The organism is Bradyrhizobium sp. USDA 3256 (assembly GCF_054058275.1).
In genome coordinates this window covers 1,632,727-1,659,101 of sequence record NZ_JBSSAE010000002.1, presented here as the reverse complement: position 1 = coordinate 1,659,101, position 26,375 = coordinate 1,632,727, and the positions used below count along the sequence as shown (strand labels likewise).

At 64.8% G+C, this 26,375-nt stretch carries 22 protein-coding genes and 1 pseudogene; 8 read left to right on the top strand and 15 right to left on the bottom strand.

Going from position 1 to position 26,375, the window contains the following annotated elements; translation table 11 throughout:
* Positions 1 to 3: 3 nt before the first annotated feature.
* From ntrB to ACVWY5_RS09475, 3 genes are all read right to left on the bottom strand, one after another.
* Positions 4 to 906, bottom strand: a complete 903-nt coding sequence (ntrB, locus tag ACVWY5_RS09485; protein ID WP_026192466.1) for a nitrate ABC transporter permease — start codon at positions 904 to 906, stop codon at positions 4 to 6.
* Positions 907 to 966: 60 nt separating this feature from the next.
* Positions 967 to 2,277 carry a CmpA/NrtA family ABC transporter substrate-binding protein gene (locus ACVWY5_RS09480; RefSeq protein WP_028338126.1) on the bottom strand — a complete coding sequence of 437 codons (1,311 nt, stop codon included), beginning with the start codon at positions 2,275 to 2,277 and terminating at the stop codon, positions 967 to 969.
* 343 nt (positions 2,278 to 2,620) lie between these two features.
* Entirely contained in the window at positions 2,621 to 3,535 is a 915-nt protein-coding gene (locus tag ACVWY5_RS09475; protein ID WP_028338127.1) for an intradiol ring-cleavage dioxygenase, read from the bottom strand.
* Positions 3,536 to 3,704: 169 nt separating this feature from the next.
* Here ACVWY5_RS09475 and ACVWY5_RS09470 point away from each other — a divergent pair, with 169 nt between their 5' ends.
* The 3 genes from ACVWY5_RS09470 (at position 3,705) to ACVWY5_RS09460 (ending at position 8,080) form a co-directional block, all read left to right on the top strand.
* A complete protein-coding gene (locus ACVWY5_RS09470; protein ID WP_028338128.1) occupies positions 3,705 to 4,979 on the top strand; it encodes a serine hydrolase domain-containing protein in 1,275 nt (424 codons plus the stop codon).
* A gap of 185 nt (positions 4,980 to 5,164) precedes the next feature.
* Positions 5,165 to 6,673, top strand: a complete 1,509-nt coding sequence (locus ACVWY5_RS09465) for a sensor histidine kinase (protein WP_028338129.1) — start codon at positions 5,165 to 5,167, stop codon at positions 6,671 to 6,673.
* Positions 6,674 to 6,760: 87 nt separating this feature from the next.
* Positions 6,761 to 8,080: a dicarboxylate/amino acid:cation symporter gene (locus tag ACVWY5_RS09460; protein WP_028338130.1), complete on the top strand. Its 1,320-nt coding sequence runs from the start codon at positions 6,761 to 6,763 to the stop codon at positions 8,078 to 8,080.
* A 163-nt stretch (positions 8,081 to 8,243) separates the two neighbouring features.
* On the opposite strand, the gene ACVWY5_RS09455 is transcribed toward ACVWY5_RS09460, so the two are convergent.
* Positions 8,244 to 8,381 carry a hypothetical protein gene (locus tag ACVWY5_RS09455; RefSeq protein WP_456671667.1) on the bottom strand — a complete coding sequence of 46 codons (138 nt, stop codon included), beginning with the start codon at positions 8,379 to 8,381 and terminating at the stop codon, positions 8,244 to 8,246.
* Positions 8,382 to 9,002: 621 nt separating this feature from the next.
* Here ACVWY5_RS09455 and ACVWY5_RS09450 point away from each other — a divergent pair.
* From ACVWY5_RS09450 to ACVWY5_RS09440, 3 genes are all read left to right on the top strand, one after another.
* On the top strand, positions 9,003 to 9,398 hold the full coding sequence (locus ACVWY5_RS09450) for a helix-turn-helix domain-containing protein (protein WP_016844123.1): 396 nt from the start codon (positions 9,003 to 9,005) through the stop codon (positions 9,396 to 9,398).
* A gap of 232 nt (positions 9,399 to 9,630) precedes the next feature.
* Positions 9,631 to 9,822, top strand: coding sequence for a hypothetical protein (locus ACVWY5_RS09445; protein WP_028338131.1), 192 nt, complete (start codon positions 9,631 to 9,633; stop codon positions 9,820 to 9,822).
* Between the two features lie 223 nt (positions 9,823 to 10,045).
* Entirely contained in the window at positions 10,046 to 10,360 is a 315-nt protein-coding gene (locus ACVWY5_RS09440; RefSeq protein WP_028338132.1) for a hypothetical protein, read from the top strand.
* A gap of 52 nt (positions 10,361 to 10,412) precedes the next feature.
* Here the strand turns inward: ACVWY5_RS09440 and ACVWY5_RS09435 are convergent.
* The 9 genes and pseudogenes from ACVWY5_RS09435 to ACVWY5_RS09395 all read right to left on the bottom strand — a co-directional run bounded on the left by ACVWY5_RS09435 (position 10,413) and on the right by ACVWY5_RS09395 (position 20,288).
* A pseudogene (locus ACVWY5_RS09435) lies at positions 10,413 to 11,128 on the bottom strand (IS5 family transposase).
* A gap of 116 nt (positions 11,129 to 11,244) precedes the next feature.
* Positions 11,245 to 12,327: an isocitrate/isopropylmalate dehydrogenase family protein gene (locus ACVWY5_RS09430; RefSeq protein WP_028334326.1), complete on the bottom strand. Its 1,083-nt coding sequence runs from the start codon at positions 12,325 to 12,327 to the stop codon at positions 11,245 to 11,247.
* A gap of 112 nt (positions 12,328 to 12,439) precedes the next feature.
* A complete protein-coding gene (locus ACVWY5_RS09425; RefSeq protein WP_028334327.1) occupies positions 12,440 to 13,510 on the bottom strand; it encodes an alcohol dehydrogenase in 1,071 nt (356 codons plus the stop codon).
* Between the two features lie 122 nt (positions 13,511 to 13,632).
* A complete protein-coding gene (locus ACVWY5_RS09420) occupies positions 13,633 to 14,601 on the bottom strand; it encodes an ABC transporter ATP-binding protein (RefSeq protein ID WP_028334328.1) in 969 nt (322 codons plus the stop codon).
* Positions 14,598 to 15,584, bottom strand: coding sequence for an ABC transporter ATP-binding protein (locus ACVWY5_RS09415; RefSeq protein WP_028334329.1), 987 nt, complete (start codon positions 15,582 to 15,584; stop codon positions 14,598 to 14,600). Before ACVWY5_RS09415 ends, ACVWY5_RS09420 begins: the two co-directional genes overlap by 4 nt.
* Entirely contained in the window at positions 15,581 to 16,453 is an 873-nt protein-coding gene (locus tag ACVWY5_RS09410; protein ID WP_028334330.1) for an ABC transporter permease, read from the bottom strand. Before ACVWY5_RS09410 ends, ACVWY5_RS09415 begins: the two co-directional genes overlap by 4 nt.
* Positions 16,440 to 17,390, bottom strand: a complete 951-nt coding sequence (locus ACVWY5_RS09405; protein WP_028334331.1) for an ABC transporter permease — start codon at positions 17,388 to 17,390, stop codon at positions 16,440 to 16,442. Before ACVWY5_RS09405 ends, ACVWY5_RS09410 begins: the two co-directional genes overlap by 14 nt.
* A gap of 6 nt (positions 17,391 to 17,396) precedes the next feature.
* Complete coding sequence (locus ACVWY5_RS09400; RefSeq protein WP_028334332.1) at positions 17,397 to 18,938, bottom strand: ABC transporter substrate-binding protein; 1,542 nt, start codon at positions 18,936 to 18,938, stop codon at positions 17,397 to 17,399.
* A 117-nt stretch (positions 18,939 to 19,055) separates the two neighbouring features.
* On the bottom strand, positions 19,056 to 20,288 hold the full coding sequence (locus tag ACVWY5_RS09395) for a CoA transferase (RefSeq protein WP_028334333.1): 1,233 nt from the start codon (positions 20,286 to 20,288) through the stop codon (positions 19,056 to 19,058).
* A gap of 153 nt (positions 20,289 to 20,441) precedes the next feature.
* Between ACVWY5_RS09395 and glgA the strand changes: the two genes are divergently transcribed.
* Both glgA and ACVWY5_RS09385 read left to right on the top strand, forming a co-directional pair.
* Positions 20,442 to 21,869: a glycogen synthase GlgA gene (gene glgA, locus ACVWY5_RS09390; protein WP_038377525.1), complete on the top strand. Its 1,428-nt coding sequence runs from the start codon at positions 20,442 to 20,444 to the stop codon at positions 21,867 to 21,869.
* Positions 21,870 to 22,049: 180 nt separating this feature from the next.
* Positions 22,050 to 23,108, top strand: coding sequence for a class I SAM-dependent methyltransferase (locus tag ACVWY5_RS09385; protein ID WP_038377509.1), 1,059 nt, complete (start codon positions 22,050 to 22,052; stop codon positions 23,106 to 23,108).
* A gap of 88 nt (positions 23,109 to 23,196) precedes the next feature.
* Here ACVWY5_RS09385 and ACVWY5_RS09380 read toward each other — a convergent pair whose 3' ends face one another.
* Complete coding sequence (locus tag ACVWY5_RS09380) at positions 23,197 to 24,819, bottom strand: L,D-transpeptidase (protein ID WP_028334336.1); 1,623 nt, start codon at positions 24,817 to 24,819, stop codon at positions 23,197 to 23,199.
* A gap of 264 nt (positions 24,820 to 25,083) precedes the next feature.
* Positions 25,084 to 26,322, bottom strand: a complete 1,239-nt coding sequence (locus ACVWY5_RS09375; RefSeq protein ID WP_028334337.1) for an MFS transporter — start codon at positions 26,320 to 26,322, stop codon at positions 25,084 to 25,086.
* Positions 26,323 to 26,375 lie beyond the last annotated feature (53 nt).

The following is a 26,375-nucleotide window of genomic DNA, read 5'->3' as shown; positions in this document are numbered from 1 at the left end:
TCCTCAGTTCGCCGCCGTGCCGCGGGTCACGATCTTGCCCAGCCCCGCGATCAGGCGGTCGAGCACGAAGCCGATGATGCCGACATAGAACAGCGCCAGGATGATTTCGCTGATGTGCGAGGAATTCCACGCATCCCAGATGAAGAAGCCGATGCCGACGCCGCCGATCAGCATTTCCGCGGCGACGATCGCGAGCCAGGATAGACCGATGCCGATGCGCAGGCCGGTGAACATGTAGGGCGCGGCCGCCGGGATCATGATCTTGGTGAAGAACTCCAGCGGATTGAGCTGCACGACGGCCGCGACGTTGCGGTAGTCCTGCGGGATGTTGCGGATGCCGACCGCGGTATTGATGATGATCGGCCACACCGAGGTGATGAAGATCACGAAGATCGCCGAGGGCTGGCCGTCGCGGAATGCGGCCAGCGACAGCGGCAGCCAGGCGAGCGGCGGGATGGTACGCAGCACCTGGAACAGCGGATCGAGCCCGCGCATCGCCCAGACCGATTGTCCGACCAGCGTGCCGAGCGCGATGCCCGCGATCGCCGCGAGCGAATAGCCGTAGGCGACGCGCTGCAGGCTGGCGGAGAGATGCCAGAACAGGCCCTTGTCGATGCCGCCATTGTCGAAGAACGGATCGAGGATCAGCTCCTTGGTGTCCTTGAACACTTTTGACGGCGGCGGCAGGCTGGAGCCGGCGCGCCGGCAGATCAGCTCCCACACCACCAGCAGCAGCGCGACCACGATCAGCGGCGGCACCACGCGCGCCGCGGTCTCCTTCGCCATCCTGGCGTAGGCCTCGGCGCGCGGCGCGCGCTTCGGCGTCATGGTCACGACCGGCGCCGCGGCAGTGGCCGGCGGGATCGCCACCGCCGACACTTCAGTCTTCATGGCAGGCATCGACATTGAACGAAAATCTCCGTGGTCAAAAAAGGAGAGCCGCGCTGCTCGCGCGGCTCGCTCAAATCAGACGTCAACACGCTTGATGGACAACGACTTCAGGTATGCGGCGGGATCGGCGGGATCGAACACCTTGCCGTCGAAGAAGGTCTCCTTGCCGCGCGAGGTCGAGGCCGGAATGTCCGACACGCCAAGTTCCTTGGCAGCCTCCTTCCAGAGATCCTCGCGGTTGACCTTGGCGATCAGCGCCTTGGTGTCGAAACCCGCCTCGTACTTGCCCCAGCGGATGTCTTCCGTGAGGAACCAGAGGTCGTGGCTCTGATAGGGATAGGAGGCGTTGTCGCTCCAGAACCGCATCTGCTGCGGCGAATTCTCAACCACGCGGCCGGTGCCGTAGTCGAACTTGCCCTTCATGCGGTCGGTGATGTCCTCGACCGGGCAGTTGATCCACTGCCGCTTGGCGCAGATCGCCGCGGTCTCCTCGCGGTTCTCCGCCTTCTCGCACCACTGCTGGGCTTCCATGACAGCCATCAGCAGCGCCTTCGCGGCCTTCGGATTCTTGTCGACCCAGGCGGCGCGCAGGCCGAACGATTTCTCCGGATGCTTGTCCCAGAGCTCGCCGGTCGTGATCGCGGTATAGCCGATGTCCTGATGGATCAGCTGCAGATTCCACGGCTCGCACACGCAGAAGCAGTCCATCGTGCCGACCTTCATGTTGGCCACCATCTGCGGCGGCGGCACCACGATGGTCTCAATGTCCTTGTCGGGATCGATGCCGCCGGCGGCGAGCCAGTAGCGGATCCACAGATCATGCGTGCCGCCGGGAAAGGTCATCGCGGCCTTCACCGCCTTGCCGGAAGCCTTCTTCTTCTCCAGCGCCGCCTTGAACGGCGCGGTGTCGATGCCGATCTTGAGATCGGCATATTCCTTGGCGACCGAGATGCACTGACCGTTCAAATTGAGCCGCGCCATGATGTACATCGGCGTCGGCTGATTGTTCTGCGTCACCTTGCCGGCCGAAATCAGATACGGCATCGGGGTCAGGATATGCGCGCCGTCGATGCCGTTGCCCTCGGAGCCGAGCACGAGATTGTCGCGCGTGGTGCCCCACGAGGCCTGCTTCTGCACCTCGACATCGGGCATGCCGTATTTGGCGAAGATGCCCTTCTCCTTGGCGACGAACAGCGGCGAGGCATCGGTTAGCGCAATGAAGCCGAGCTTGGCGCCCTTCACCTCGGGACCGGCGCCCTGCGCGAACGCGCCTGCGGGAAAGTTGAGCTTGGCCGCGGCGAGCAGCGCGGCGGCGCCGCTGGTTGCCTTCAGAAGCTGACGGCGGCTGAGGCCGCGGCTTGGCGGCTTGTCGGTGGGCTTGGTCATCGGTCGTCCTTTGCGTCGTTGCGTTGCGGTGTTGCGTCAGTGCGTCGAGCGCCGTCCTCCGGATGGCGACGCGCGCAGGGCGCAAAAAGGCGTGCACCGGGAAGGCCCCGGTCTGGCGGCGTCAGAAATCCGATGGGGTAGCCTCGAGGGACGGCTTCAATGGCGTCGGCTAATGATTATTCAAGCCTTGTGCCAATCTACCGCAGTGCAAAAATCGATTTCGCTGCAAAGCCTTGCGCAACATGTCGCAGCACGCGCGAGTTTTCCACGCGCTGCCAAAATTTGCGATTCGCCCAATCCTTGTGCGGCGCACAAGGATTGGGCAGAAGCGTTCAGAAACCGATCAGGCGTCTTCCGTGACCTTGGTGCCGAGCGGCGCGGGCGCCATTCCGCCGCCGGGCTTCACGTGGAATTCGTAGGTCATCAGGCTCCACGGCCCATCCGATCGCTGGCCATCGGGCATGACGGGATCGGTGCGGCGCTCGACCTTGGCGATCAATTCATCCTTCACGCCGAACACGACGTCGGAATCGATGTACTTGTCGCCTTCGACGAAGACATGCGTGATCAGCGGCTCGTAGCCCTTGGCGTTGACCAGGAAGTGCACATGCGCCGGCCGCATCGGGTGACGGTTGGTCTGCGTGATCATCTGCCCGACCGGGCCGTCGGTCGGGATCGGATAGCTGCACGGCACGATGGTGCGGAAGAAGAAGCGGCCGTCGGCATCGGTGATTAAGCGCGCCCGCGACGACGGACCTTCGGTGGCATAGCTCGGCTTCTGCGAGTCGTAGAATCCGTCATCGTCCGCGTGCCAGATATCGACCGGCACATTGGCCAGCGGCTTGCCGTCGAGGTCGGTGACGCGGCTCTGCACGAACATGCGCTCGCCGGGCAGGCTTGCCGAGATGTCGGTGCCGTGGGGCGTCACCTTGTGCTCGCCGACATAGAATGGGCCGAGCACGGTGGTCTCGGTCGCGCCGTCGCGATCGCGATGGTTGACCGCATCGACCAGCATCGACACGCCGAGCACGTCGGACAGCAGGATGAACTCCTGGCGGATGTCGGTACACTTCTGCCCAGTGCGGGTCAGGAAGCCGATCGCCTGGTCCCATTCCTCAAAGGTGAGATCGGTCCTGCGCACATAATCGTGCAGCGACTTCACCAATTCCTGCAGCAGGAACTTGGCCCGCGGATCGGGTGTCTGGTCGAAGCTGCGGATGACGGCGGCGGTGAGCTCGGTTTCGTTGAATTGGGTCATCTCGGCGTTTCCCTTGACGGATACCTTGGCAGATACCTTGGGCCCCTTCGGGGGCGCGATTGCAGGGGTGACGGTACACCACCAGCCCAAGGCCGGTAAGCGGCAGCGGATTGGTGCAGCAGACACTTTTCGGCTATCAAGGCTGCCTTGCAAGCCGGAGAAACGCCTGATGCTAGCCCCCACGCCTGCCTCGCCCGAATCCGCGGGAATGTCGACCACTGCCCTCAACCGCCTCGAAGCGCATCTGAAGAGCCGCTACATCGATGCCGGCCGTTTTCCCGGCACGCAGGCCCTGATCTATCGCCGCGGCAAGATCGTGCATTCCACGGTCCAGGGCTTTGCCGATCTCGAGCGCAAGGTGCCGGTCAAGGACGACACCATTTTCCGCATCTATTCGATGACCAAGCCGATCACGTCGGTCGCCTTCATGATGCTGGTCGAGGAAGGCAAGGTCGCGCTCGACGAGCCGGTCGCGAAATATATTCCGGAATGGAAGAACCTCGGCGTGTTCGTCGCCGGCACCGCGCCCGCCTTCCTGACCCGCCCACCGACGCGGCCGATGCAAATAGTCGACCTCTTGCGCCACACCTCGGGCCTCACTTACGGCTTCCAGCAGCGCTCCAATGTCGACGCGGCCTATCGCGAGAAGAAGATCGGCGAGGTCATCAAGGCCGGCACGCTCGACGGCATGATCGAGGATCTGGCGAAGATCCCGCTGGAATTTTCGCCGGGCGAAGCCTGGAACTACTCGGTCTCGACCGACGTGCTCGGCTATCTCGTCGGCAAGATCTCCGGCCAGCCGTTCGAGCAATTCCTGAAGGAGCGCATCTTCAAGCCGCTCGGCATGACCGACACGGATTTCTTCGTACCGGCCGACAAGGCGCATCGGTTTGCCGCCTGCTATTCCGCCGATCCGCAGGGCGGCTTCAACCCGCTCGCCGCCGAGCGCAAGGGCACGCTGACGCTGCAGGACGATCCGACCACCAGCTCGTTCCTGGCGCCGCCTTCGCTGATCTCGGGCGGCGGCGGACTGTGCTCGACCGCGGCCGACTACCTGACCTTCTGCCGTGCGTTGCTCAATGGCGGCGCGCTCGGCGGCGTCAGGCTGCTCGGCCCGAAGACGCTGAAGCTGATGACCTCGAACCATCTGCCCGGTGGCGTCGACCTGCCGGCGATGTCGCGCTCGATGTTCGCCGAAGCCGCCTATAACGGCATCGGCTTCGGCCTCGGCTTCGCCGTCACCATGCACCCGTCGCAGACGCTGATCGCCGGTAGCCCGGGCGAATTCAACTGGGGCGGCGCCGCGACGACGTCGTTCTTCATCGACCCGGCCGAGGAGCTGATCACGATCTTCATGACCCAGGTGCTGCCGTCGAGCGCCTATCCGCTGCGGCGCGAGCTGCGCACCATGGTCTACGCCGCGATCACCGAGAGCAATCTCTGACACGACGTCATTCCGCCGCGCACACCTCGTTTGAGCATGATCTCCGCGCGAACGCGCTCCACGTTTGTCGCGAGGGATCATGCTCAAAGCGCCGCGGAACCTTTCTGATATAAAACTATTTCCTTTGGCGAATTTTTCTCGCCTCCCCTAAGCTCGCAGCGAATGGGCACCGACCCGGGGACTTCGTGCCGAAACTGACATTGCCAGTCCGTCTCGCGCTTCTGGTCGCGGGAACGATGTTGCCGCTGATCATTTTCGCGGTCGGGATCGTCTTCCACAATTATCAGCGGGATCGCCAGGCGGCCACGCAGCGCGTGCTGGAGACGGCGCGCAGCATCCGCCTGCTGCTCGATGCGGAAATGCAGCGCATGACCGGCGGGCTGCAGGTGCTGGCCCTGACCAACTCGCTGCGCAACAGCGACTTCGACAACTTCCGCCGCGTCGCGGTCGGCTTCATCGACCAGTACGGCAAGGACGGCGTGGTGCTGGTGGCGGACCGCGCCGGACGCCAGGTGTTCTCCTCGCTGACGCCGGACACCGCGAGCCTGCCGCCGCGCAACAATCTCGAGATCCTCGAGAAGGTGTTCGCGACGCGGCAGCCGCAATACTCCAACCTGTTCTTCGGCGCGGTGAAGCAGCGGCTGATCATCACCGTCGAGGTACCGGTGATGCGCGACGGCGAGGTGCTCTACGACATCTCCTTCAGCCCGCCGATCGAGGTGTTCCAGGCCATCATCGAGAAGCAACGCCTCAACCAGGACTGGACCATTTCGATCTTCGACAGCGACGGCGTCAACCTCGCGCGGGTGCCAAATCCGCAGGCGACCATCGGCCAGCGCGCCTCGCCATCGCTGTTTGCCGAGATGTTCCGCCGCGGCGAGGCGACGCTGCCGACTGTCTCGCTGGAAGGCGTGGCGCTGATCACCGGTTTCACCCGGTCGCGCGTCACCGGCTGGACCGTCGCCGCGGGGATCGCGGAGAACTCGCTGGTGGCACCGCTGTGGCGCTCGCTGGCGATCACCAGCGTGATCGGCGGCGTCCTGCTGCTGGTCGGGCTCGGCTTTGCGGTGCGGATGGCAACCACGATCGCGCGCGGCGAGATGCTGCACGACCTGCTGATCGAAGAGCTCAACCACCGCGTCAAGAACACGCTGGCGATCCTGCAATCGATCGCCACGCAGACCTTCCGCAGTGCGAGCCGCACCGAGCGCGACAAGTTCGAGGGGCGGCTCGGCGCGCTGGCCGAGGCGCACAATCTGCTCTCCACCGACAAATGGCAGGGCTCCGACTTCCAGGACGTCGTCAGCCGCGTGCTGCGGCCCCACCTCTTGAACACGTCCGCGCGGGTCAGGATGTTCGGCCCCCGTGTGCCGCTGTCGCCCCGGCTTGCCTTGGTGTTGTCGATGATCCTGCATGAGATGGCGACCAACGCCGCCAAATATGGCGCGCTGTCCAACGACACCGGCACGGTGACGCTGGACTGGGAAATCCTCAACGAGGGCCCCGGATCGAAGCTGCGGATGATCTGGACCGAAACCGGCGGCCCACAGGTCACCGCGCCGGTCCAGCGTGGCTTCGGCTCACGGCTGATCGAGCGCAGTGCCCGCGACCAGCTCGGCGGCGAGGCCACCGTCGATTTCCTGCCCCACGGCGTCGTCTACACCGTGACCAGCACCCTCGAAATCGACGGCTGACCGGCTAGGCGCGGCCGATCCTGCGACATCTTGGCACGCAAGTTGCTATGATTGGCAGGTTCGGCCGGCCAGAAACAGGGGGAAGTCATGTCGACCATCGCAGCGGAAGCGACAGTGGCGCGCAAGCCGCTTTACACATCACTGTTCGTGCAGGTGCTTGTCGCGCTGCTGTTCGGCATCGTCATCGGCATGGCCGCGCCCGATTTCGCGATCGGGTTGAAGATATTCAGCGATGCCTTCCTGAAGCTGATCTCGATGATCGTGGCGCCGATCGTGTTCTGCGTCGTCGTGCACGGCATTGCGGGTGCCGGCGACCTCAAGAAGGTCGGCCGGGTCGGCGTCAAGGCGCTGGTCTATTTCGAGGCGATGACGACGGTTGCGCTCGTGGTCGGCCTGCTGCTCGCCTATCTGTTCGGCCCCGGCCACGGCATGAACATCGACACCTCGACGCTGGATGCCAAGGCGCTCGGCAACTATGCCAGCAACGCGCAGAAGCTGAAGGGCGAAGGCATCGGCAGCTTCCTGCTCAACATCATCCCGACCACCTCGTTCGACGCGCTGTCGCGCAACGACGTGCTGCAGGTCTTGTTCTTCGCCATCATCTTCGGCGTCAGCCTGGCACTGGTCGGCGGCGAGAAGGGCGAGAAGATCTCCTCCTTCATCGACGCTGTCTCGACCGTGCTGTTCCGCGCGATGGGCCTCATCGTGCGCTTCGCGCCGATCGGCGTGCTCGGCGCCGTCGCCTATACGGTCGGCAAATACGGCGTCGGTTCGCTGAAGCAGCTGCTGTCGCTGGTCGCGCTGTTCTACGTGTCGGTCGCGATCTTCGTGCTCGGCGTGCTCGGCGCCGTGATGGCGCTCGCCGGCATCAACATACTCAAATTCCTCGGCTACCTGCGCGAGGAGCTGATGATCGTGGTCGCCACTGCATCGTCCGACGCGGTGCTGCCGCAGGTGATGCGCAAGTTGGAGCGTTTCGGCGTCAAGGATTCGGTGGTCGGCCTCGTGATCCCGACCGGCTATTCCTTCAATCTCGACGCCTTCTCGATCTACCTGACGCTCGCGGTCGTGTTCATCGCGCAGGCGACCAACACGCCGCTGTCGTTCGGCGACCTGATGCTGGTGCTCGGCGTGTCGCTGATCACCTCGAAAGGTGCGCATGGCGTACCCGGCTCGGCGATCGTCATCCTGGCGGCGACGCTCAACGCCGTGCCGAGCATCCCGGCGATTGGCCTCGTGCTGGTGCTCTCCGTCGACTGGTTCATCGGCATGGCGCGCGCAGTCGGCAATTTGATCGGCAACTGCGTCGCCACCGTCGTGGTCGCGGCATGGGAAGGTGACCTCGACCGCGACAAGGCCCGTCGCGTGCTCGAAGGCGCCGAGGCGGTTGACGTGACTGCGGGCTGAGCCGTACGTCCCAAGCCGAGCAGCGTCCCGCGCGGGCGCTGGCTTACTTGATCAGCCTCAAATACGGCGGCAGTTGCCGGGCCGTCGTTTGTTCCAGCACGGGCTCATCCGAAGCGATCATGTCACAGAGGGCCTTCAGCTCGGAATCCGTTACCTTGTGGAGCTACATCCGAAGCTCGAGGATGGCAAGGGACAACAGCCGCGCCGTCTCCGTGTTCGCCCGGTCGGTCAGGAACGCCTGACATTCCTCCAGCGTTGCGAGCAGCGCCAGCAACCGTTCTTCCGTGTTTGCGACCGGCATATCTTCAACTCCCGAAGCCGCGAGGTAGAGTCGAGGCGTTCCCCTCTTTCGCTTCATTGGCCCCTCCCGCCAGAGTTCGCCGGCTTGTCGTAGGCACACATTTGTTCCAGATGATTGAGAACTTTTGGGCAATTGTCCAGCAACATTCCGAAAGCCCGACTTGGACTTACGTCAAACTCTTGCAAATCGGATGATTCAGTCAAGCACCTGCCGGCCACTTCTCGACCTCAGGCTGCACTAGCTGGGGTTGCATCCGTGCAACGACGCCCGTACAATATAGTGGCCCGTAGAACTACGGGCGCTGTGCATTGACGCCTATTATGCATGTGCGCAAAATCTGTGTCGATCAAACTCGCGCTAGTTGTGGTTTGGTCAATATTTTGCCAAATGTAGAGGGCGGGGTGTCGACAGACACCTTGGCGCGGTCGACTTCAGGTAGTCGACCGAGTCGGTACTAGGGTGTTTCCTTGCGCTTTTGCGTTTGGATACCATCCCGCGATCTTCCTGGATTTCGTAGTTCAGACGAACTGGCGATCCACTCGAGCTTAACGCGGTACATCATGAACGTGTCCCTGACCCAACCGGGCCAGGGATTCTCGATTTGAAGGACGGGTCACAAGAATGAACAGATCAGCAGCAAAGAAGATGAAGCAGCGCAGTGCCGGCAAGCCGGACATTGAGTTGGGCAAGCGGATTCGCCTGCGCCGTGTCGAGCAAAAGATCTCGCAGGCCGAACTCGGCGACAAGCTTGGCGTCAGCTTCCAGCAGGTTCAAAAGTACGAGAAGGGCGTCAACCGTGTCGGCGCTGCCCGCCTTCAACAGATCGCGACCGCGCTGGATGTGCCGGTCACCTTCTTCTACGACGGCGACAACAAGGCTCGCGAAGTCGAGAGCCTGCTGTTCCTCGACAGCGCGTTCAGCCTCCGGTTGCTGCGCGCCTACAGCAAGATCAAGGATCAGACGGTGCAGCGTCAGCTGGTGTCGCTGATGGAATCGATCGCCGCCAACGAAGACTGAGCGCGGATCGGGTCGCGGCGCCGCGAACGCGATCCCACCACACCGCAACGGCCGGTCGCCGGCCGCTGCGGCCGCACACGCCGGTCGGGCCAGGAGGATGTAAAAGCGCTGCCATCGCCGATGGCGGCGCTTTTTCTTGAGGCGCGGCTGTCTTTCAAGATTTTGTGATCCAGGCGGATAGCTTCAGTCCTGGCCGGATGCGCGGTCATGAAGCGGCGACGAGCATCGCGTCATGATCTCATCGCTCCACCTGAGCATGATCTTCGCGCGCGTCGCCGCGCATGCGCGCCGCGCTTTTCCAGCTCGCGCTTCGACTGCCCATCTCGCGCAGCGCATGCGCGCGCAATGCGTCGCCATTCTGTCGCGCGGCCAATTGTCGCCCGCGCATCAGGCGACCTCAGAACTCCCGCATTTCCTCAGTTGAACCGGCGCCGCCAGAACCAGGTGCACGAGCCTGTCTTTTTTGCCGCAGCAACGAAGTGGCCCGCACGAACGTTTTCAGGCTTCAACCAAGGAGATCTCGATGAATATCAAGCTTGCCGTTATTGGACTCGCCGCGCTTGGAAGCGCAGCGTTGATGTCCGGCGCGGCATCCGCGATGCCCAACGGGCTTCCGCAAGCCGGTCACATCGCGGGCGAAACGTCCAATGTCGACAAGGTGCGCCAGGTCTGCGATCGCTGGGGCCGCTGCTATTGGCGACCGGGCGCATACGGCTACTACGGACCGCGCCATCACGGATGGCATCATCGTCCGCAATTCCACCATCGCCCGCATCATTACGGGCACCGCCCTCATCACGGCGGACATCATGGTGGCCATCACGGCGGCGGACATCACGGCGGACACCATCGCTAATCATCAGCGAGGGGGCTTCGGCCCCCTCACCCTTCCGCGGCTAAAGCATGATCCGGAAAAGTGCGAAGCGGTTTTTCGAAAAGATCATGCTCAAACAAAGAGCTAAGGCGCGATGACGATTCAACCTAATCTCATCGCGCTTTAGGTGGTGTTGACACTTATCGCATCCATAGGACGATTGCAGCGAGCGTGACGATGGCTCGGTAATTTCGGGCGGTCTTTTCGAAGCGGGTTGCGACGCGACGGAACTGCTTGAGCTTGCTGAAGCAGCATTCCACGAGGTGGCGCTGGGCATAGAGATGCTTGTCGAGCGGATGTTTGAGGGCTCGCGAGGGGTTGTTGGGGATGACGGCGATCGCGCCTTTGGCTGCGATGGCCTGGCGCAAATGATCGGCGTCATAGGCTGCATCGGCCATGACGACCTCGGCGGGCAATCCCTCGATCAACGTGGCGGCTTGCGGGGCATCGCCCTTCTGGCCTGCGGTGAGGGTGAACCGCACGGGACATCCCAAACCTCGAACGGCCATATGTATCTTGGTGCTCAAGCCGCCGCGCGAGCGCCCGATCGCTTGATCTTCAGACCCCCTTTTTTTGCCCCGGCGGCGTGCTGATGCGCCCGGACGATGGTGGAATCGACGATCAAATATTCGAAGTCCGGATCATCGGACATCGCCTCGAAGATCCGCAACCAGACACCCTTGGTGCTCCATCGACTGAAGCGCCGGAACACGCTGTTCCAATCCCCAAACGCCTCCGGAAGATCACGCCAGGGAGAGCCCGTGCGAACGATCCAGAGCACCCCTTCCACGAACATCCGGTTGTCGCGTCCGGTCGAACCTTTCTGGTCGGGCCGGCCAATGATGAGCGGCGCCATGCGCTCCCAAGCCGCGTCGCTCAACACCAAACGATCCATCACACCCAAGGCCGCCTCCCAAAAGAAGCCTTGAATCTGATTTGGCCTCAAAAGGGAATCCCTAGAGTCCACACCGCCTAGAGCGCTGCCAGCACCGCCTTCGCGACATCGGTCGTGCCGTTGCTGCCGCCGAACTCAAACGGCTTGATGCCGTCGGCGTAGACCTTGTCGACCGCGCGCTCGATCCGCTCGCCGGCTTCGGCGGCGCTTTCGAGTCCATGCTTGTCGGCGAGCCAGTCCAGCATCATCGCGGCCGACAGGATCATCGCGGTCGGATTGGCCTTGCCCTGCCCCATGATGTCGGGCGCCGTGCCATGACACGGCTGAAACACCGCGTAGCGGTCGCCGATGTCGGCAGACGGCGCCATGCCCATGCCGCCGATCAGGCCGGCGGTGAGATCGGACAGGATGTCGCCGAACATGTTCTCGGTCACCATGACGTCGAAGTCCCACGGGCGCGTCACCAGCGCAGCCGCGGTCGCATCGATGTAGAGGTGGTCAGCTCTGACGTCGGGATGACGCTTCGCAGTCTCGTCGAAGATGTTCCGGAAGAATGCGAACGCCTTGAACACGTTCGCCTTGTCGACGCAGGTCAGCCCGCCATTGACCTTGCCGCGCGCCTTGCGGCGTTCGGCGAGCCGGAACGAGAACTCGAACAGCCGCTCGGAGGTGTGGCGCGTGATCACCATCGTCTCGCGCGCCTCGCTGTCGGTGACGACGCCCTTGCCCATCGAGGCGAACAGGCCCTCGGTGGATTCGCGGATCACGACGAGGTCGATGCCCTTCTGGTCGGCGCCGACGATCGTGCTCGCCACGCCCGGGATCAACCGCGCGGGCCGCACGCCGGCATAGAGATCGAAGATCATGCGCAACTCGATCTGCGGCGCGATCTCGGTGTTGTCGGGGTAGCGCACCGATGGCAGGCCGCAGGCTCCGAGCAGGATCGCGTCGGCCTCCTCGCATAGCCGGATCGTACTCTCCGGCATCGACTTGCCGGTTTCCTTGTAATGGCCCGCGCCGGCCGGCGCCTCGGTGAAGCGGAATTTGAAACCCGCCGACGCCTCGATCTTGCGCAGCACGTCGAGCGCCGGCGCCATCACCTCGGGGCCGATGCCGTCGCCGCCGAGGACGGCGATGTGGAGTGCGTCGTTGGCGGACATGGGAATCTCCGGAACACAACAGTCATTCGGGGGCGATGCGGAGCATCGAACCCGGAATCTCGAGATCCCGGGTCTGGTGCTGCGCACCATCCCGGGATGACGGTGATTTGATCTACGGCGTCAGCACCGCGCGGCCGACCAGCTGGCCCTTCTGCAGATTGGTCAGCGCCTCGTTCGCCTTTGCCAGCGGCATCGGCGTGACCGGGATCGCCGGAATCTTCTTGGTCCGCACGAGGTCGAGCAGCTCCTGGGTCTCGCGCAGATTGCCGACATAGCTGCCCTGGATGGTGACCGCCTTGATCGGGATCAGTGGCAGCGCCCAGGGCGCGCCGCCGCCGAACAGGCCGACGATCACGAGCTTGCCGCCCTTGGTCAGGCAGTCGAAGCCGAGCTGCGAGGTCTGGGCGTTGCCGACCAGATCGATCGCGGCACGGATCGGCTGGCCTGCCTTCTTGACGAGCTGTTCCAGCGCGTCGGGCGCCTTGCCGTCAACGGTCGCGAGCGCGCCGGCGGCTTCGGCCGCCTCGCGCTTCCTGGCGTCGATATCGACCACGATCGCGCCCTTGCCGCCCATCGCCTTCAACAGCGAGAGCGCCATCAGGCCGAGACCGCCGGCGCCGAAGATCACGATCGGCGTGTCGAGATCCTTCTCGACCTTCTTCAGCGCGCTGTAGGTCGTGACACCGGAGCAGGCATAGGGCGCGGCCGTGACGGGATCGAGCCCCTTGAGGTTGAGCAGATACTTCGGATGCGGCACCGTCATGTGGTCGGCGTAGCCGCCGTCGCAATAGACACCGAGCGCATTCGGCTTGATCGCGCACATGTTCTCGTCGCCGCCGAGGCAGGTCGGGCATTTGCCGCAGCCGAGCCAGGGATAGGCCAGCGCGACATCGCCGACCTTGAGGCCGCCCTTGTCGGCGTCCTTGACGTCGGGCCCGAAGGCCACGATCTCGCCGACCGTCTCATGGCCCATCGTGCGCGGCAGCGAGACGCCGCGATCCTTCAGCGACAGCGGCTTGCGGCCGTGGCCGAGATCGTAGCCGCCCTCCCAGATATGCAGGTCGCTGTGGCAGACGCCGGCGGCCTTGACCTTGATCAGCACCTGCGTGCCCGACGGCTGCGGCGTCGGCTGATCGACCTCCTTCAAGGGGGCGTTGAAATCGACGACCTGGAAACTCTTCATCGCTGTTCTCCCGTAGCTTGTTCTTGCGGCGGACCTTGCCACGCCTGCCCGTCCGGGACAAACGCTCATGATCCCATTTTCGAGCGAGCCGCCATGCAGCTCGCCTGAAGGCCAAGGCCTATTCAGACCAGCGGATGATGGCAAGCCGCGAACTGGCCGGGCGCAACCACGCGCAGTTCCGGCACTTCGCTGGCGCAGCGCGCGTCGGCCCGCGGGCAGCGGGTGCGGAAGCGGCAGCCGGAGGGCGGCGCGATCGGCGACGGCGGCTCACCGACCGGCACGCTCTGGGTCGGGCGGACATCCGGATCCGGCACCGGGATCGCCTCGATCAGCAGCGCGGTATAGGGATGCGCCGGCCGTGCAAACAACTGCTCCGACGGGCCGACCTCGCAGAGCCGGCCGAGATACATCACCGCGACGCGATCTGAGACGGCCTTCACCACGGCGAGGTCGTGGGCGATGAACAGCAGGGTCAGGCCGTAGCGCGCCTTCATCTCCTCCAGCAGATTGAGGATCTGGGCGCGGATCGAGACATCGAGCGCGGACACCGGTTCGTCGCAGATCACGAATTCCGGATTGAGCACCAGCGAGCGGGCGATGCAGATGCGCTGGCATTGTCCGCCGGAGAATTCATGCGGAAGGCGTCCGCTCACCAGCGCCGGATCGAGGCCGACCGCCGACAGCACGTCGCTGACCCGCCGTCGGCGTTCCTCGGGATCCTTGACGCCCGCGATCACCAGCGGCTCGGCGACGATGTCGCCGATCCGCCGCCGCGGATTGAGCGAGGCAATCGGGTCCTGGAAGATCAGCTGCACGCGCCGGCGCATCTTGCGCAGTGGCTCGCCCTTCAGCGTGGTCAGATCGTGCCCGTCGAACAGCACCTTGCCGGAGACGGCCTGGCGCAGTTGCAGCACCGCGCGGCCGAGGGTGGACTTGCCGCAGCCGGATTCGCCGACCAGCCCCAGCGTCTCGCCGCGCGCGATCTCGAGACTGACATCGGAGACGGCATGGATGGTCTTGCCCCCTACCGAATATTCGACGACGAGGTTTTCCACCTTCATCAGCGGATCGGGGGCTGCCTGCAGCATCATGCGCCGACCCCCGCGGTGATCGGATGGAAGCAGGCGTAGAGATGCTCCGGCGTTTCAGCCCGGCTGAGCTGCGGCTTCTCCGTGCCGCAGCGCTCCGCGGAGTAGCGGCAACGCGGCGAGAACGAGCACCCCTTGAGCGGCCGGGTCGGGTCGGGCGGCCGCCCCGAAATCGCCGGCAGCGGCGTATGCGGCGCGACGTCGAGCTTCGGCAGCGCGGCGAGCAGCGCCTCGGTGTAGGGCATCCGCATCTGCTTGAACAAGGCAGGCGTCGGCGCGCGTTCGACGACGCGCCCGGCATACATCACCGCGACCTCGTCGGTGCGGCCGGCGACCACGCCGAGGTCATGCGTGATGATGATCATCGCCATGTGACGGCGCTGCTGCTCGCGCGCCAAGAGATCGAGGATCTGCGCCTGGATCGTGACGTCGAGCGCGGTGGTCGGCTCGTCCGCGATCAGGAGCTGCGGCTCGCAGGACAGCGCCACCGCGATCGCGACGCGCTGGCGCATGCCGCCGGAGAGCTGGTGCGGATATTGCGCGAGGCGCTGCTCGGGCGCGGGAATGCCGACCGCCGCCAACAGTTCGATGCTACGCTGCCGGGCCTCGGCAAGATCGAGCTCGAGATGTTCCACAATGGTCTCGATCAGCTGGGTGCCGATGGTCAGCACGGGATTGAGCGAGGTCATCGGGTCCTGGAACACAACCGCGAGCGAGCGGCCGCGCAGCTTGCGCAATTTCTCGGCCGGGAGTTTCGTCAGATCCTGCCCGTCGAACATCACGCGGCCGGACAGTTTCGCCTTCTTGGGCAACAGCTGCAGGATCGCACGCGACAGCATGGTCTTGCCGCAACCGGACTCGCCGACGATACCGAGCGTCCTGCCGGCGCCAACGGTGAGATCGACATGATCCACCGCCCGCAGATTGCCGCGCGGCGTCGGCAGGTCGACCACCGCATTCTCGACCGAGAGCAGCGTCCGGCTCATAGCGCGCCCTGCCTGGGATCGGTCAGCGCGCGCATCGTATCGCCGATCAGGTTGAACGAGAGCACGGTCAGGAACATCGCGATCGCCGGAATGAAGGCGAGCTGCGGCGCCACCTCGAGGCTTTCACGGCCCTCCCCGATCATGCTGCCCCAGCTCGAGATCGGCGGCGGCACGCCGAGGCCGAGGAAGGACAGCGAGCCCTCGACCACGATAGTGACGGCGACGCCGAGCAGAAAGAAGGCGAGCAGCGGCAGCATCACGTTGGGCAGCAGCTCGCGCAGCAGGATGCGCGCATGCGTGGCGCCGAGCGCCTGCGCCGCGATGACGAATTCGCGCCGCGCCAGCGACAAGGTCGCCGCCCGCGCCACCCGCATGAAGGCGGGAATGCCGAGCACGCCGAGGATGCAGGTCAGATTGAAGATCGACTGGCCGAGATAGGCGGTGACCGCAAGCGCCAGGATCAGCGGCGGGAACGCCAGCAGCACGTCCATGCTGCCGACCACGAAGGATTCGAAACGGCCGCGGAAATAGCCCGCGAGCATGCCGAGCGCGCCGCCGATGGTAACCCCGATCATCGGTGCGCAGAGGCCGACGATCAGCGAGATGCGCGCGCCATAGATCAGCCGCGACAGCTCGTCACGGCCGAGACCGTCGGTGCCGAGCCAATGCTCGGCGGAGGTGGGCGCCCGCCGCTCCAGCATGTCCATGTCGGTCGGGCTCGGAAGCGGCAGCAGGTCGGCAAAGATCGCGACCGCGAACACCAGCGTCATCCAGCCGATCGCGATCCAGAACAACATGCCGAGCCCGCGGCGGCGCCGGGCCGGCGTCGCACCGGCCTCTTCCTCGAGGCTGAGCTCAAGCGTGGCCATGGCGAATCCTCGGATCGAGAAGGGCGTATAGCATGTCGACGATGAAGTTCATGATCACGAAGCCGGCGGCAACCAGCAGCACCACGCCCTGCAGGATGATGAGATCGCGGGTGTAGATCGCGCCGACCAGAAGGCGGCCGATCCCCGGCAAGGCGAAAATCGACTCGACGATGACGGCGCCACCGATCAGGCGGCCGATATTGATGCCGGTGATGGTGACGAGCGTCAGCGACGACGGCTTCAGCGCGTGCACGAACAGGATGCGCGATGGCTTGAGGCCCTTCGCCTTGGCGAGCGCGATATAGTCCTCCTGCAGCGCCGCGATCATGTCGGAGCGCAGCACGCGCATGATGCCCGGCCATTCCGCAAGTCCGAGCGTCAGCGCCGGCAACACCATGAAGCGCAGATTGGCGACCGGGTCCTCGGTGAACGGCACGTAGCCGGTCGCCGGCAGCAGGCGCAGCTCGACCGCAAACAGATAGATCAGCAGGATCGCGGACAGGAAGGTCGGCACCGACAGCATGCCGAAGGCGGAGCCGGTCATGAAGCGGTCGAACGCGCTGCCGGCCTTGGCCGCGCAGGCGATTGCGAGCGGCACGCCGATCGCAAGCCCGATCAGCTCGGCCAGGATCATCAGCTCGAACGAGACCGGGATGCGTTCGCTGACGGCCTGCAACACGGTCTGCCCGGTGCGGAAGGATCGCCCGAAATCGCCCTGCAGGATATGCCACAGCCAGCCGAGATAGCGCAGCCAGATCGGCTGATCGAGCCCCATGTCGTGACGCAGCGCCGCGACATTCTCGGGCGTCGCCTGATCGCCCAAGATCACATAGGCGAGATCGCCGGGCAACAGCGAGGCGATCACGAAGGTCAGCACCGAGACCGCGATCAGCACCGGTACCAGGTACAGGAGCCGGCGCGCGACGAAGAACAGCATGAAAGGCTATTCCTTCCAGGCGTAGGAGACGTCGAGCACCCCGTTGAACATCTTCGGCACGCCCTTCACCTTCGCGCTCGAGATGGCGTAATAGGTGTTCTGGAAGGTCCAGAACCAGAGCGCCTCCTTGTTGATCAGGCGGCTGATCGCGCAATAGTCGTCGGTGCGTTTGGCGGTATCGGCGGTGGTTCGCGCATGCTCCAGCAGGCGGTCGAGTTCCGGGTCGGAGAAGTTCGCCAGCGCCACCGGACTGCCGGTGTGGAAATTGGCGTACATCTGCGGATCGGGATCGGCGAGATCGACGATGCGCCACGGCGTGAGCTGGAACTGGCGCATGAAGGCGCGCGGCACGATCGTGGCCTGGTCGACCTGCTCGATCTCCATGTTGGCGCCGACCCGCTTCCAGAGCTGCTGCAGCACCTGGCCGATGGTACGGCCGCGCGGCGTCGCCGAGACGATCATCTTGAAATCAACCGGCTTGCCGTAGTCCTTGAGCAGCGCCTTGGCCTTCGCAGTGTCCTCCGGCAGCGCGCCGTCATCCGTGCACTTGACCCAGGAGCCGTCGCCATAGGGATTGGTGGCCGGCCGCGCCAGGCCGTTGGTGATCGCCTGCGAAATCTTCTTGCGATCGAGCGCCATCACCAGCGCCTGGCGCACGCGGACGTCGTCGAATGGCGCCGCCTTGGTGTTGAACGCGTAGACCTGCGCGCCGGAGCCGGCATAGGAGTGAACCGTCAGGCTCTTGTCCTTCTGCGCCTTGACGATGTTGTCGGCGTCGTATTCGTCGTCCCAGACGACGTCGGCCTCGCCCGATTGCAGGGAGGCAAAACGCGACTGCGCGTCCGGCAGCGGCTTCAGGATGATGCGGTCGAGATAGGGCTTGCCCTTGTCCCAATAGTCCGGGTTCTTCTCCAGTACCATGCGATCGCCGGCAGTCCAGGATTTCAGGATGTAGGGGCCGGTGCCGACGGGATTGCGATTGTAGTCGTCGCCCTTGGTCTTCCAGGCCGTCGGCGACTGCATAACATTGTTGGAGCTCTGAATGGATTGCGTCGCCGGGAAGTTCACCGCCGGGTCGCTGAAATTATAGCGCACCGTGAAGTCATCGATGACGTCCACGCTCTTGATGCTGGTGATGTAGAACGCGCACCGGCACTTGTTGGCCGGATCCTTCTGACGGTCGAAATTCTCCTTCACCGCCTGTGCATTGAACGGCGTGCCGTCGTGGAATTTGACGCCCGGCCGCAGCTTGATGGTCCAGGTCTTGAAGTCCTCGGCATGCTCCCAGGACAGCGCGAGCTTCGGTGCCGGCTCGCCCTTCGCGTCGAGCGTCATCAGCGTGTCGAAGATTGCGGCCGCCGCGGTGTTGGCCGAGGTATCGTAAACGCCGACCTTGAGCGGATCGAAGCCCGGAATGTCCAGTTCCTGGCCGACGGTGAGCGTGCCGCCCTGCTTCTGCGCATGGGCCGGTGCAGCGAACGCCGCTGCACCTAATCCCGCCACAAGAAATATGCGCGCAACCGTGTACGCGCGCCCGACCAGCGTCATCAATGCTCCCTCCCAGGTGGGCGACGTCCGGTGTTCCGGATCGTCGTGTGTTGGGCGGCAGATTGTCCGGAATCGCCGCGCGCGACAAGACCGTAATACGGATGAAAAGCCGCAGGCCTAATGACGCGCCGCCTTTGCCGGTTGCGCTGCGAAGCCTGCGATCTGATCCTCGGAGAGCCCGATCTCCTTCAGATAGGACAGCGTGTGCTCGCCGAGCGTCGACATCCGCTTGCGCGCACCGACCGTGGCGCCGGACATGCGGAACGGCAGATTGAGCACCTTGAAGCTGCCGCCGCCGTCCGCAACCTCGGCCAGCGCGCCGCGATGGGCGATTTGTGGATCGGCGAGCGCCTCGCGCACAGTGCGATAGGCCGATGACGGCACGCCATACTCGTTGAGCGCGGCAAGGCAGGCCTGCGTGCTGACCGAGCGCGACCACGCCTCAACGCCCTCCATCAGGCCCGCCCAGTTCTCCCGCCTATCGGAATATTTGGCGAAGCGCGGATCGGATACCCAATCGGGACGGCCGATCACCTGCATCAGGTTCTGGAACGTCTTCTCGCTGGCGATCGCCACCATCACGTAGCCGTCGGTGGTTTCGATCGGACCGAACATCGGGCGCTGGGTTTGCTTCACCTCGAATTGCGACCACTGCAACTCGTTCAGGGTCAGGCTGAGCATCGATTCCAGCATCGAGACGTCGATGTGCTGGCCCTTGCCGCTGGCGGCGCGCTGATAGAGCGCCGCCGAGATCGCACCGAAGGCGTAGACGCCGGTCAGCACATCGGCGTGGTAGATACCGCAATAGTCCGGCCGGCTGCGGCCCGGCTGGTAGGCGAGATGCGCCATCTCGTAACCCGAGGCGGCATGGATCACCGGCGCATAGGCCGGCAATTCCGCCGACGGGCCGGTCTGGCCGTAGCCGGAGATCGAGCAAAAGATCAGCTTCGGATTGATGTCGCGGATAGAGGCGTAATCGAGCTTCAGCCGCCGCATCACGCCGGGACGGAAATTCTCCACCAGCACGTCGGCGGTGGCGATCAGCCGGCGCACGGCTTCGACGCCGGCCGGCGACTTCAGGTCGAGCACCAGGCTGTTCTTGCCGATATTGAGCTGGCCGAACGCCGTCGAGCAATTGTTGCGCACCGGCGGCCGCGTCCGCATCGTCTCGCCCTCGGCGGGCTCGATCTTGATCACCTCCGCGCCCATGTCGGCGAGCATCCGCGTGCAATGAGGTCCAGCGATCGTGGTCGAAAAATCGAGCACACGAAGGCCGTCGAAGCTCCGTGTCAAATTCCCCTCATCGTCAGCGGCTATGGTCGTCGGCAAGGCTTCCTCCACCTTCGTCATTGGTTGTTCGGCGTCGCGTGACCCTAAAGTGAGCCGCCCTGGCAGGAAAGCGTCTCGTCCAGACCGGGAGCGCGGGCCGTCTTGCATTTTACTCAAAGGCAGATTGGACCCGATCTTGCATAGCCATGTCACGGGCTGGAACGAGGGCGCTTGTTGAAGGTCTTATTCGTCACGACGGAGATGGACGATTTCGTCCGCGTGGGCGGGCTCGCCGCCGTTTCCGCTGCCCTTCCGCGGGCGCTCCGCCCCTGGAGCGACGTCCGGATCATGCTTCCCGGCTACCGGGATGTGGTCGAACAGTTCACGCATATTGAAATCGTTGGACAATGCCGAGCGCTCGCGGAGATGCCGGCCTGCACGCTCGGGCGCGCGTCGACCAGGGACGGACTTCCGGTCTACGTGCTGCTGTGCCCGCAACTCTACGAGAGGCCGGGCAATCCCTATGGCGATGAGTCCGGCCGCGACTGGCCCGACAACGACATCCGCTTCGGCCGCTTTGCCTCCGCCGCTGCCGAACTTGCAGCCGGGATGCTGGACAAGAATTGGGCAGCGGACCTCGTACACGCCAACGATTGGCAGGCCGCGCTCACACCGGCCTACCTCGCCTGGCGCAACGCGCGGATTCCGTCGATCCTGACCATCCACAATCTCGCCTATCAGGGCCTGTTTCCGAAGGACTCGCTGCGGCGGATCGGCGCACCGGAAAGCTCGTTCCACATCGACGGGCTAGAGTTTTACGACAAGCTCTCCTTCCTCAAGGGCGGCCTCGTCTACGCCTCGCATCTGACCACGGTAAGCGCGACCTATGCCAGGGAGATCACGACCGCGGAGCTCGGCTGCGGCCTGGAAGGCCTGCTCCGTGTGCGCTCCGACGCCGACCAGCTGACCGGCATCCTGAACGGCATTGACGAAAGCTGGGACCCGCGCCACTGCGCGCAGCTCGCACAGCCGTTCGGCGCCGGCGACTGGAAGGGCAAGCAGGCCAACGCCGACTATGTCCGCCGTCAGTTCGGGCTTGCGGTCTCGCGCGGGCCGATCTTTGGCCTCGTCGCCCGCCTCGTGCATCAGAAGGGCGTCGACCTCGTGCTGTCCGCCGCCGACGAGATCGTCAGGGACGGCGGACAGATCGTCGTCACCGGCAGCGGCGAGCCCGCCATCGAGGATGCGCTGGTGGCCGCGCATCGCCGCCGGCCCGATGCGATCGGCGTGATCATCGGCTTCAACGATGGGCAGGCGCGCCGGATCTTCGCCGGCAGCGATTTCACCCTGATGCCGTCGCGCTTTGAGCCCTGCGGCCTCAGCCAGATGTATGCGCAGCGCTTCGGCTCGCTGCCGATAGGCCACCAGACCGGCGGGCTTGCGGAAACCATCGCCGACGGCGAGACCGGCTTCCTGTTTGCGCAGCCGTCGGCGGAATCCTTCCTTGGCGGCGTCAGGCGCGCCTTCGACGCCTACCGCGCCAAGGACCGGCTCAACGCCATGCGCTCCAGCGCGATGGCCAAATCCTACAGCTGGGACCTGTCGGCCGCCTGCTACGGTGCGCTGTACAAACGGCTGGTCATGCCGCGCGTGATGGCGTAGGCGGCCCGCCTCGCGGGCTTGTGAAGCCCGGCGGCTGTGGGATCCCACCGGCCCGGTAACAATCGGGTCATTGCACCGAACCTTTCAGGCGATCACATCGCCCCACGACTGGACGACGACGCATGCGTGAAATTGCGAATGATGACTTTTGGCCAAACGCGATTGCGATGGAGGAACATCATGGACGTCAACGAAGAGCGCCTCAATTCATTCATGGGAAAGATGATCGGCGATGTCGGCGCGGCGATGAACGCCTCGCTGATGCTGCTGGGCGACAAGCTCGGGCTGTACAGGGCTCTCGCGCAGGGCGGGCCGATGAATGCCGCGGCCCTGGCCAAGGCGACGGGAACAGCCGAGCGCTACATCCAGGAGTGGCTGTCGGCGCAGGCGGCCTCCGGCTACATCGAGTACGACAAGGCAACCGGAAAATTCTCGATGCTGCCCGAGCAGGCGCTCGCGCTGGCCGACGAGGACAGCCCGGTCTTCCTCGGCGCCGTCGGAAGCCTGGTCGGCGCGACCTTTCTCGATGAGCCAAAAATTACCGACGCCTTCAAGACCGGCAAGGGCGTCGGCTGGAACAGGCGCAGCGAGTGCCTGTTCTGCGGCACCGCCCGCTTTTTCCGTACCAGCTACAAGCACTATCTGGTGCAGGAATGGCTGCCGGCGCTCGAGGGCGTCGTCGACAAGCTGAAGAAAGGCGCTGTCGTCGCCGACGTCGGCTGCGGGCACGGCGTCTCGACGCGATTGATGGCGGAGGCGTTTCCGAAATCGACCTTCTACGGCTTCGACTATCACGACGGATCGATCGAGGCGGCGCGGAAGTCCGCGCGGGAAGCGGGACTGTCGGACCGCGTTCATTTCGAAACGCATTCCGCCAAGACGTTCCCGGCCAAGGGCTATGACCTTGTGTGCTTCTTCGACTGCCTGCACGACATGGGCGATCCGGTCGGCGCCCTCAAGCACACCCGCTCCACCCTCGCCGACGACGGCACCTGCATGCTGATCGAGCCGTTCGCCAACGACCGGCTGGAGGATAACCTCAACCCGATCGGGCGCGTCTACTACGCCGCCTCGACGATGATCTGCACGCCGGCGTCGCTGGACCAGGAGGTCGGGCTCGCGCTCGGCGCGCAGGCCGGAGAGGCAAGGCTGCGCGAGGTGGCGCGCCAAGGCGGCTTCTCGCGGTTCCGCCGCGCCGCGGAAACGCCGTTCAACCTGATCCTGGAAGCTCGCCCGTAACGGCGCTACGCAATTGGACGGCGGTGCCACGCCGCCGTCCAGCACTCACCGTCCGATCATATCCTTCGGCGGTTATGCCGCCGGCGCCCTACCAGTCCTGCGACTGCCAGTAGTACTGGCCGCCACGCCGGCGCGGATTGGCGGCTTGCGGATTGCCATAATACGGATTGCCGTACTGGGCCGGCGCTTGCGGATTGCCGTATTGGGGATAGCCGTATTGGGTGCCCGACTGGGGATTCCAGCTGCGCTGACTGAAGAAGCCGAAGCCGTCGTCCCCGCTCGCCACCATGTCGTCGTTCATCATAGGCCGGGTCGGCTTGCGCGTGATGAAACCGCCCTGGGGCTGGTTGCTCAGCACGGCGACGAACTCGGTGCGATAGTTGGTCTCGGCGCTCAATGGCTCGTCCGAGATGATGATCGAAGAGCGCGCAACGGCAGTCGGCGCGATGCGATCCAGCACATCCTGCGGGATGGTGACACGGTCGAGCGCATTCCTGGCGTTGTCGCCGTCGTCGATCGACACCTCGGTCCAGCGCAGACCGCCCGCGTCGTTGCGCACCATCGCCGTGTAGATGTGCGTCCCGATCGGTTTGTCCGGATCGCGAATGGTGACGGGAACCTCGATGCTTGAGTCGAACACCTCGCCGCCGTCAGCCCACGGCTTGTGGGTGTTGCGCCGGACGTAAAGCTTCTGCGTCGCGCGGCTGATGTAGACGGACACCGGCTCCAGCGCGAGCTTCGCCTCGGTCGCCGCCTTCTGGGTATCCGCCTTCTTGGTTTCGGCCGCCTTGGCGGCGTCCTTGGCGGCGGCTGCCGCATCGAGCTTCGGCTTGGCGTCACCCTGCGCGGCCTCGAACTGCGTGGTCGCTTCCGCGGCCTTGGCCACCGCCTTTTGCTTCAGATCCTCGGCGCGCGCCTTGGCCTGGTCGGTCTTGGCCGCGGCGAGCGTCTTGTCGGCCAACGCAACCGCAGCGTCGGCACGGGTCTTGATCTGTTGCAATTTGCGCAGCGACGCCGGCGTGAACAGTGCGGCTTCCTTGGTCGCGGCCACCGAGGCCTTTTTCGCCTCGTCGGCCGCCTTTGCTGCATCCGCGGCCTCGCGGCTGAGCTTATCGGCGCGCGCCGGCGCAGCCGCGATGGCTTGCGCGTTCGGCACGAACAGCGCCGGATGGGTGAAATCGACCGGGGCCGCGTCGTTCGGCGCGATGATCACCCGCATCCCGATCCGGGTCTTGTCGAACAGCTTCTCGGCAAAATCGTAGGGCATCCGCACGCAGCCGTGCGAAGCCGCATATCCCGGCAGCGGCCCGCCATGCAGCGCGATGCCGTTCCAGGTGATGCGCTGCATGTTCGGCATCCAGGCATCGTCATACATGGTCGAGTGATGGTCCTTATCCTTTTCGACCAGCGCAAAGACGCCGGCCGGCGTCTCGCGTCCCTTGACGCCGCTCGACACCGGAGCACGGTAGATCCAGCCCTCGGCGTCGTAGAATGTCACCTTCTGGGCCTTGATCGACACGATTGCCATGATCGGCTCGCCAGCGGTGCGCGGCGCGGTCGCCTCGACGGCTGCCGCGGGACGCTGCTCTTTCGCCGCGACGCCACCGGTCAGTGACGCAAGTGTGACCATCGCCGCGAAAGTCACAAAGGCGGGTTGGCCCCAACGCCGCATCGCTCCGGTGGTTTGCGCCGTCGTCGTTCGATGTACCATGCCGCTCCTCGGTCGAAATGCCTGCCCGCGCTCCGTCAATCCCGTACCAGACCGCGATTTTGGATTGATTAATCGCCGCCACGGTCCAACGCGCGAACTCGCTCCTGGGGACCATCGGACTCGTTCCAGCAGCAAATCACTTATGTATTCACTCATATATGACGGCACATGCAGGAGGAAGGGTGCCGCGCAGCAAAACGCGCCCGTAGCCGCATCCCGGGTCTGGTCGGCGGCGGCCAATGGTGCCGCGGTTGCGCCCTGCCATCATGCCGTCCGCCGCGTCTCCGGCATCACCAGCCAGATCACGAACAGCCCGAACGCGGCGACGCCGGCGAGGCCCATGAAGGCCGTGCTGCTGCCGAGCTTGTCGCTGACATAGCCGGCCAGCACCGTGCTGAGCGACGCGCCAATGCCGACCGCGGTGCCGACAATGCCCTGCGCCAGGTTGAAATGGCCGCTGCCGAAGGCGATGTCGGCCACGATCAGCGGCACCATTACGCTGAAGATCGCCGCGGTGATGCCGTCGAAAATCTGCACGATGACCAGCAGATAGGGATCACGCACGGTTGCAAACAAAAGGCCGCGGACCGCCAGCGCGACGAATGCGATCAGGAGCAGCGGCCGCCGGCCCCGGATCTGGGCTATGCGGCCGACCGACGGCGAGGACAAAGCGACGATCGCCTGCGGCACAATGATGCAGGCCGCGATCAGGACCGGCGCCCATTGGCTCGACCGAGTCGTAACCACGCCCGCCATCAGCGGTAGCATCGCGGCATTGGCGAGCTGGAACAGCATCATCGCGCCGGCGAAGATCAAGAGCGGCCGCTGCCGCACCAGCGCGAACACGCTGGTGGCGCGCTTGTCGGGGACTTCCCGTTTCACCTCGCCATGGGCCTGGGCGATGTCGATCTCGCGCTCGCGGATGCGCGCCAGCGACAACAGCGTCGGGATCGCCAGGATGAAGGTCACGAGGAACACCGAGCGGCTCGACAGCAGATAGCCGCAGGCGCCCATCAGTGCCGCGGCCGAGCCGCTGCCGAGCGAGGCGAAGCGCGCGTTGCGGCCGAGTCGCTCGCCGATCGCAAGCGGCCCGACCAGGCCGAGGCTGATCGCGGCGATCGCCGGACCGAGCACGCAGCTCGCGAGCGCGTGCAGCGTCGCGGCGAGCGTCACCACGGGAAAGATCGGCCAGAGCGCATAGGCCAGCGCGCTGGCGCCGATCGCAGCCACCGCACAGCCCGCAACAACCCGCTCCGAGCGCGCCGCATCGACGATCGCTCCGCCGGGCATCTGGCCCAAGAGGCCGATGATGCCGCCGATCGAGAGCACGAAGCCGATCTCGACCTGGGTCCATTTCTGCGTCGTCAGATAGACCGCGACGAACGGGCCGAAGCCGGTCTGCACGTCGGCCAGGAAGAAGATGAACCAGTCGAGGCCGCGCTGGCTTTCCCGCGACGGCCCGCGCGGTTCCTCCGGTGTGGGCTGATCGGGGACAATTGACACAACGTTGGTGCTGCCGGCTGATCGCTCGCCACGACCGTCGCCAACCGTCTCTA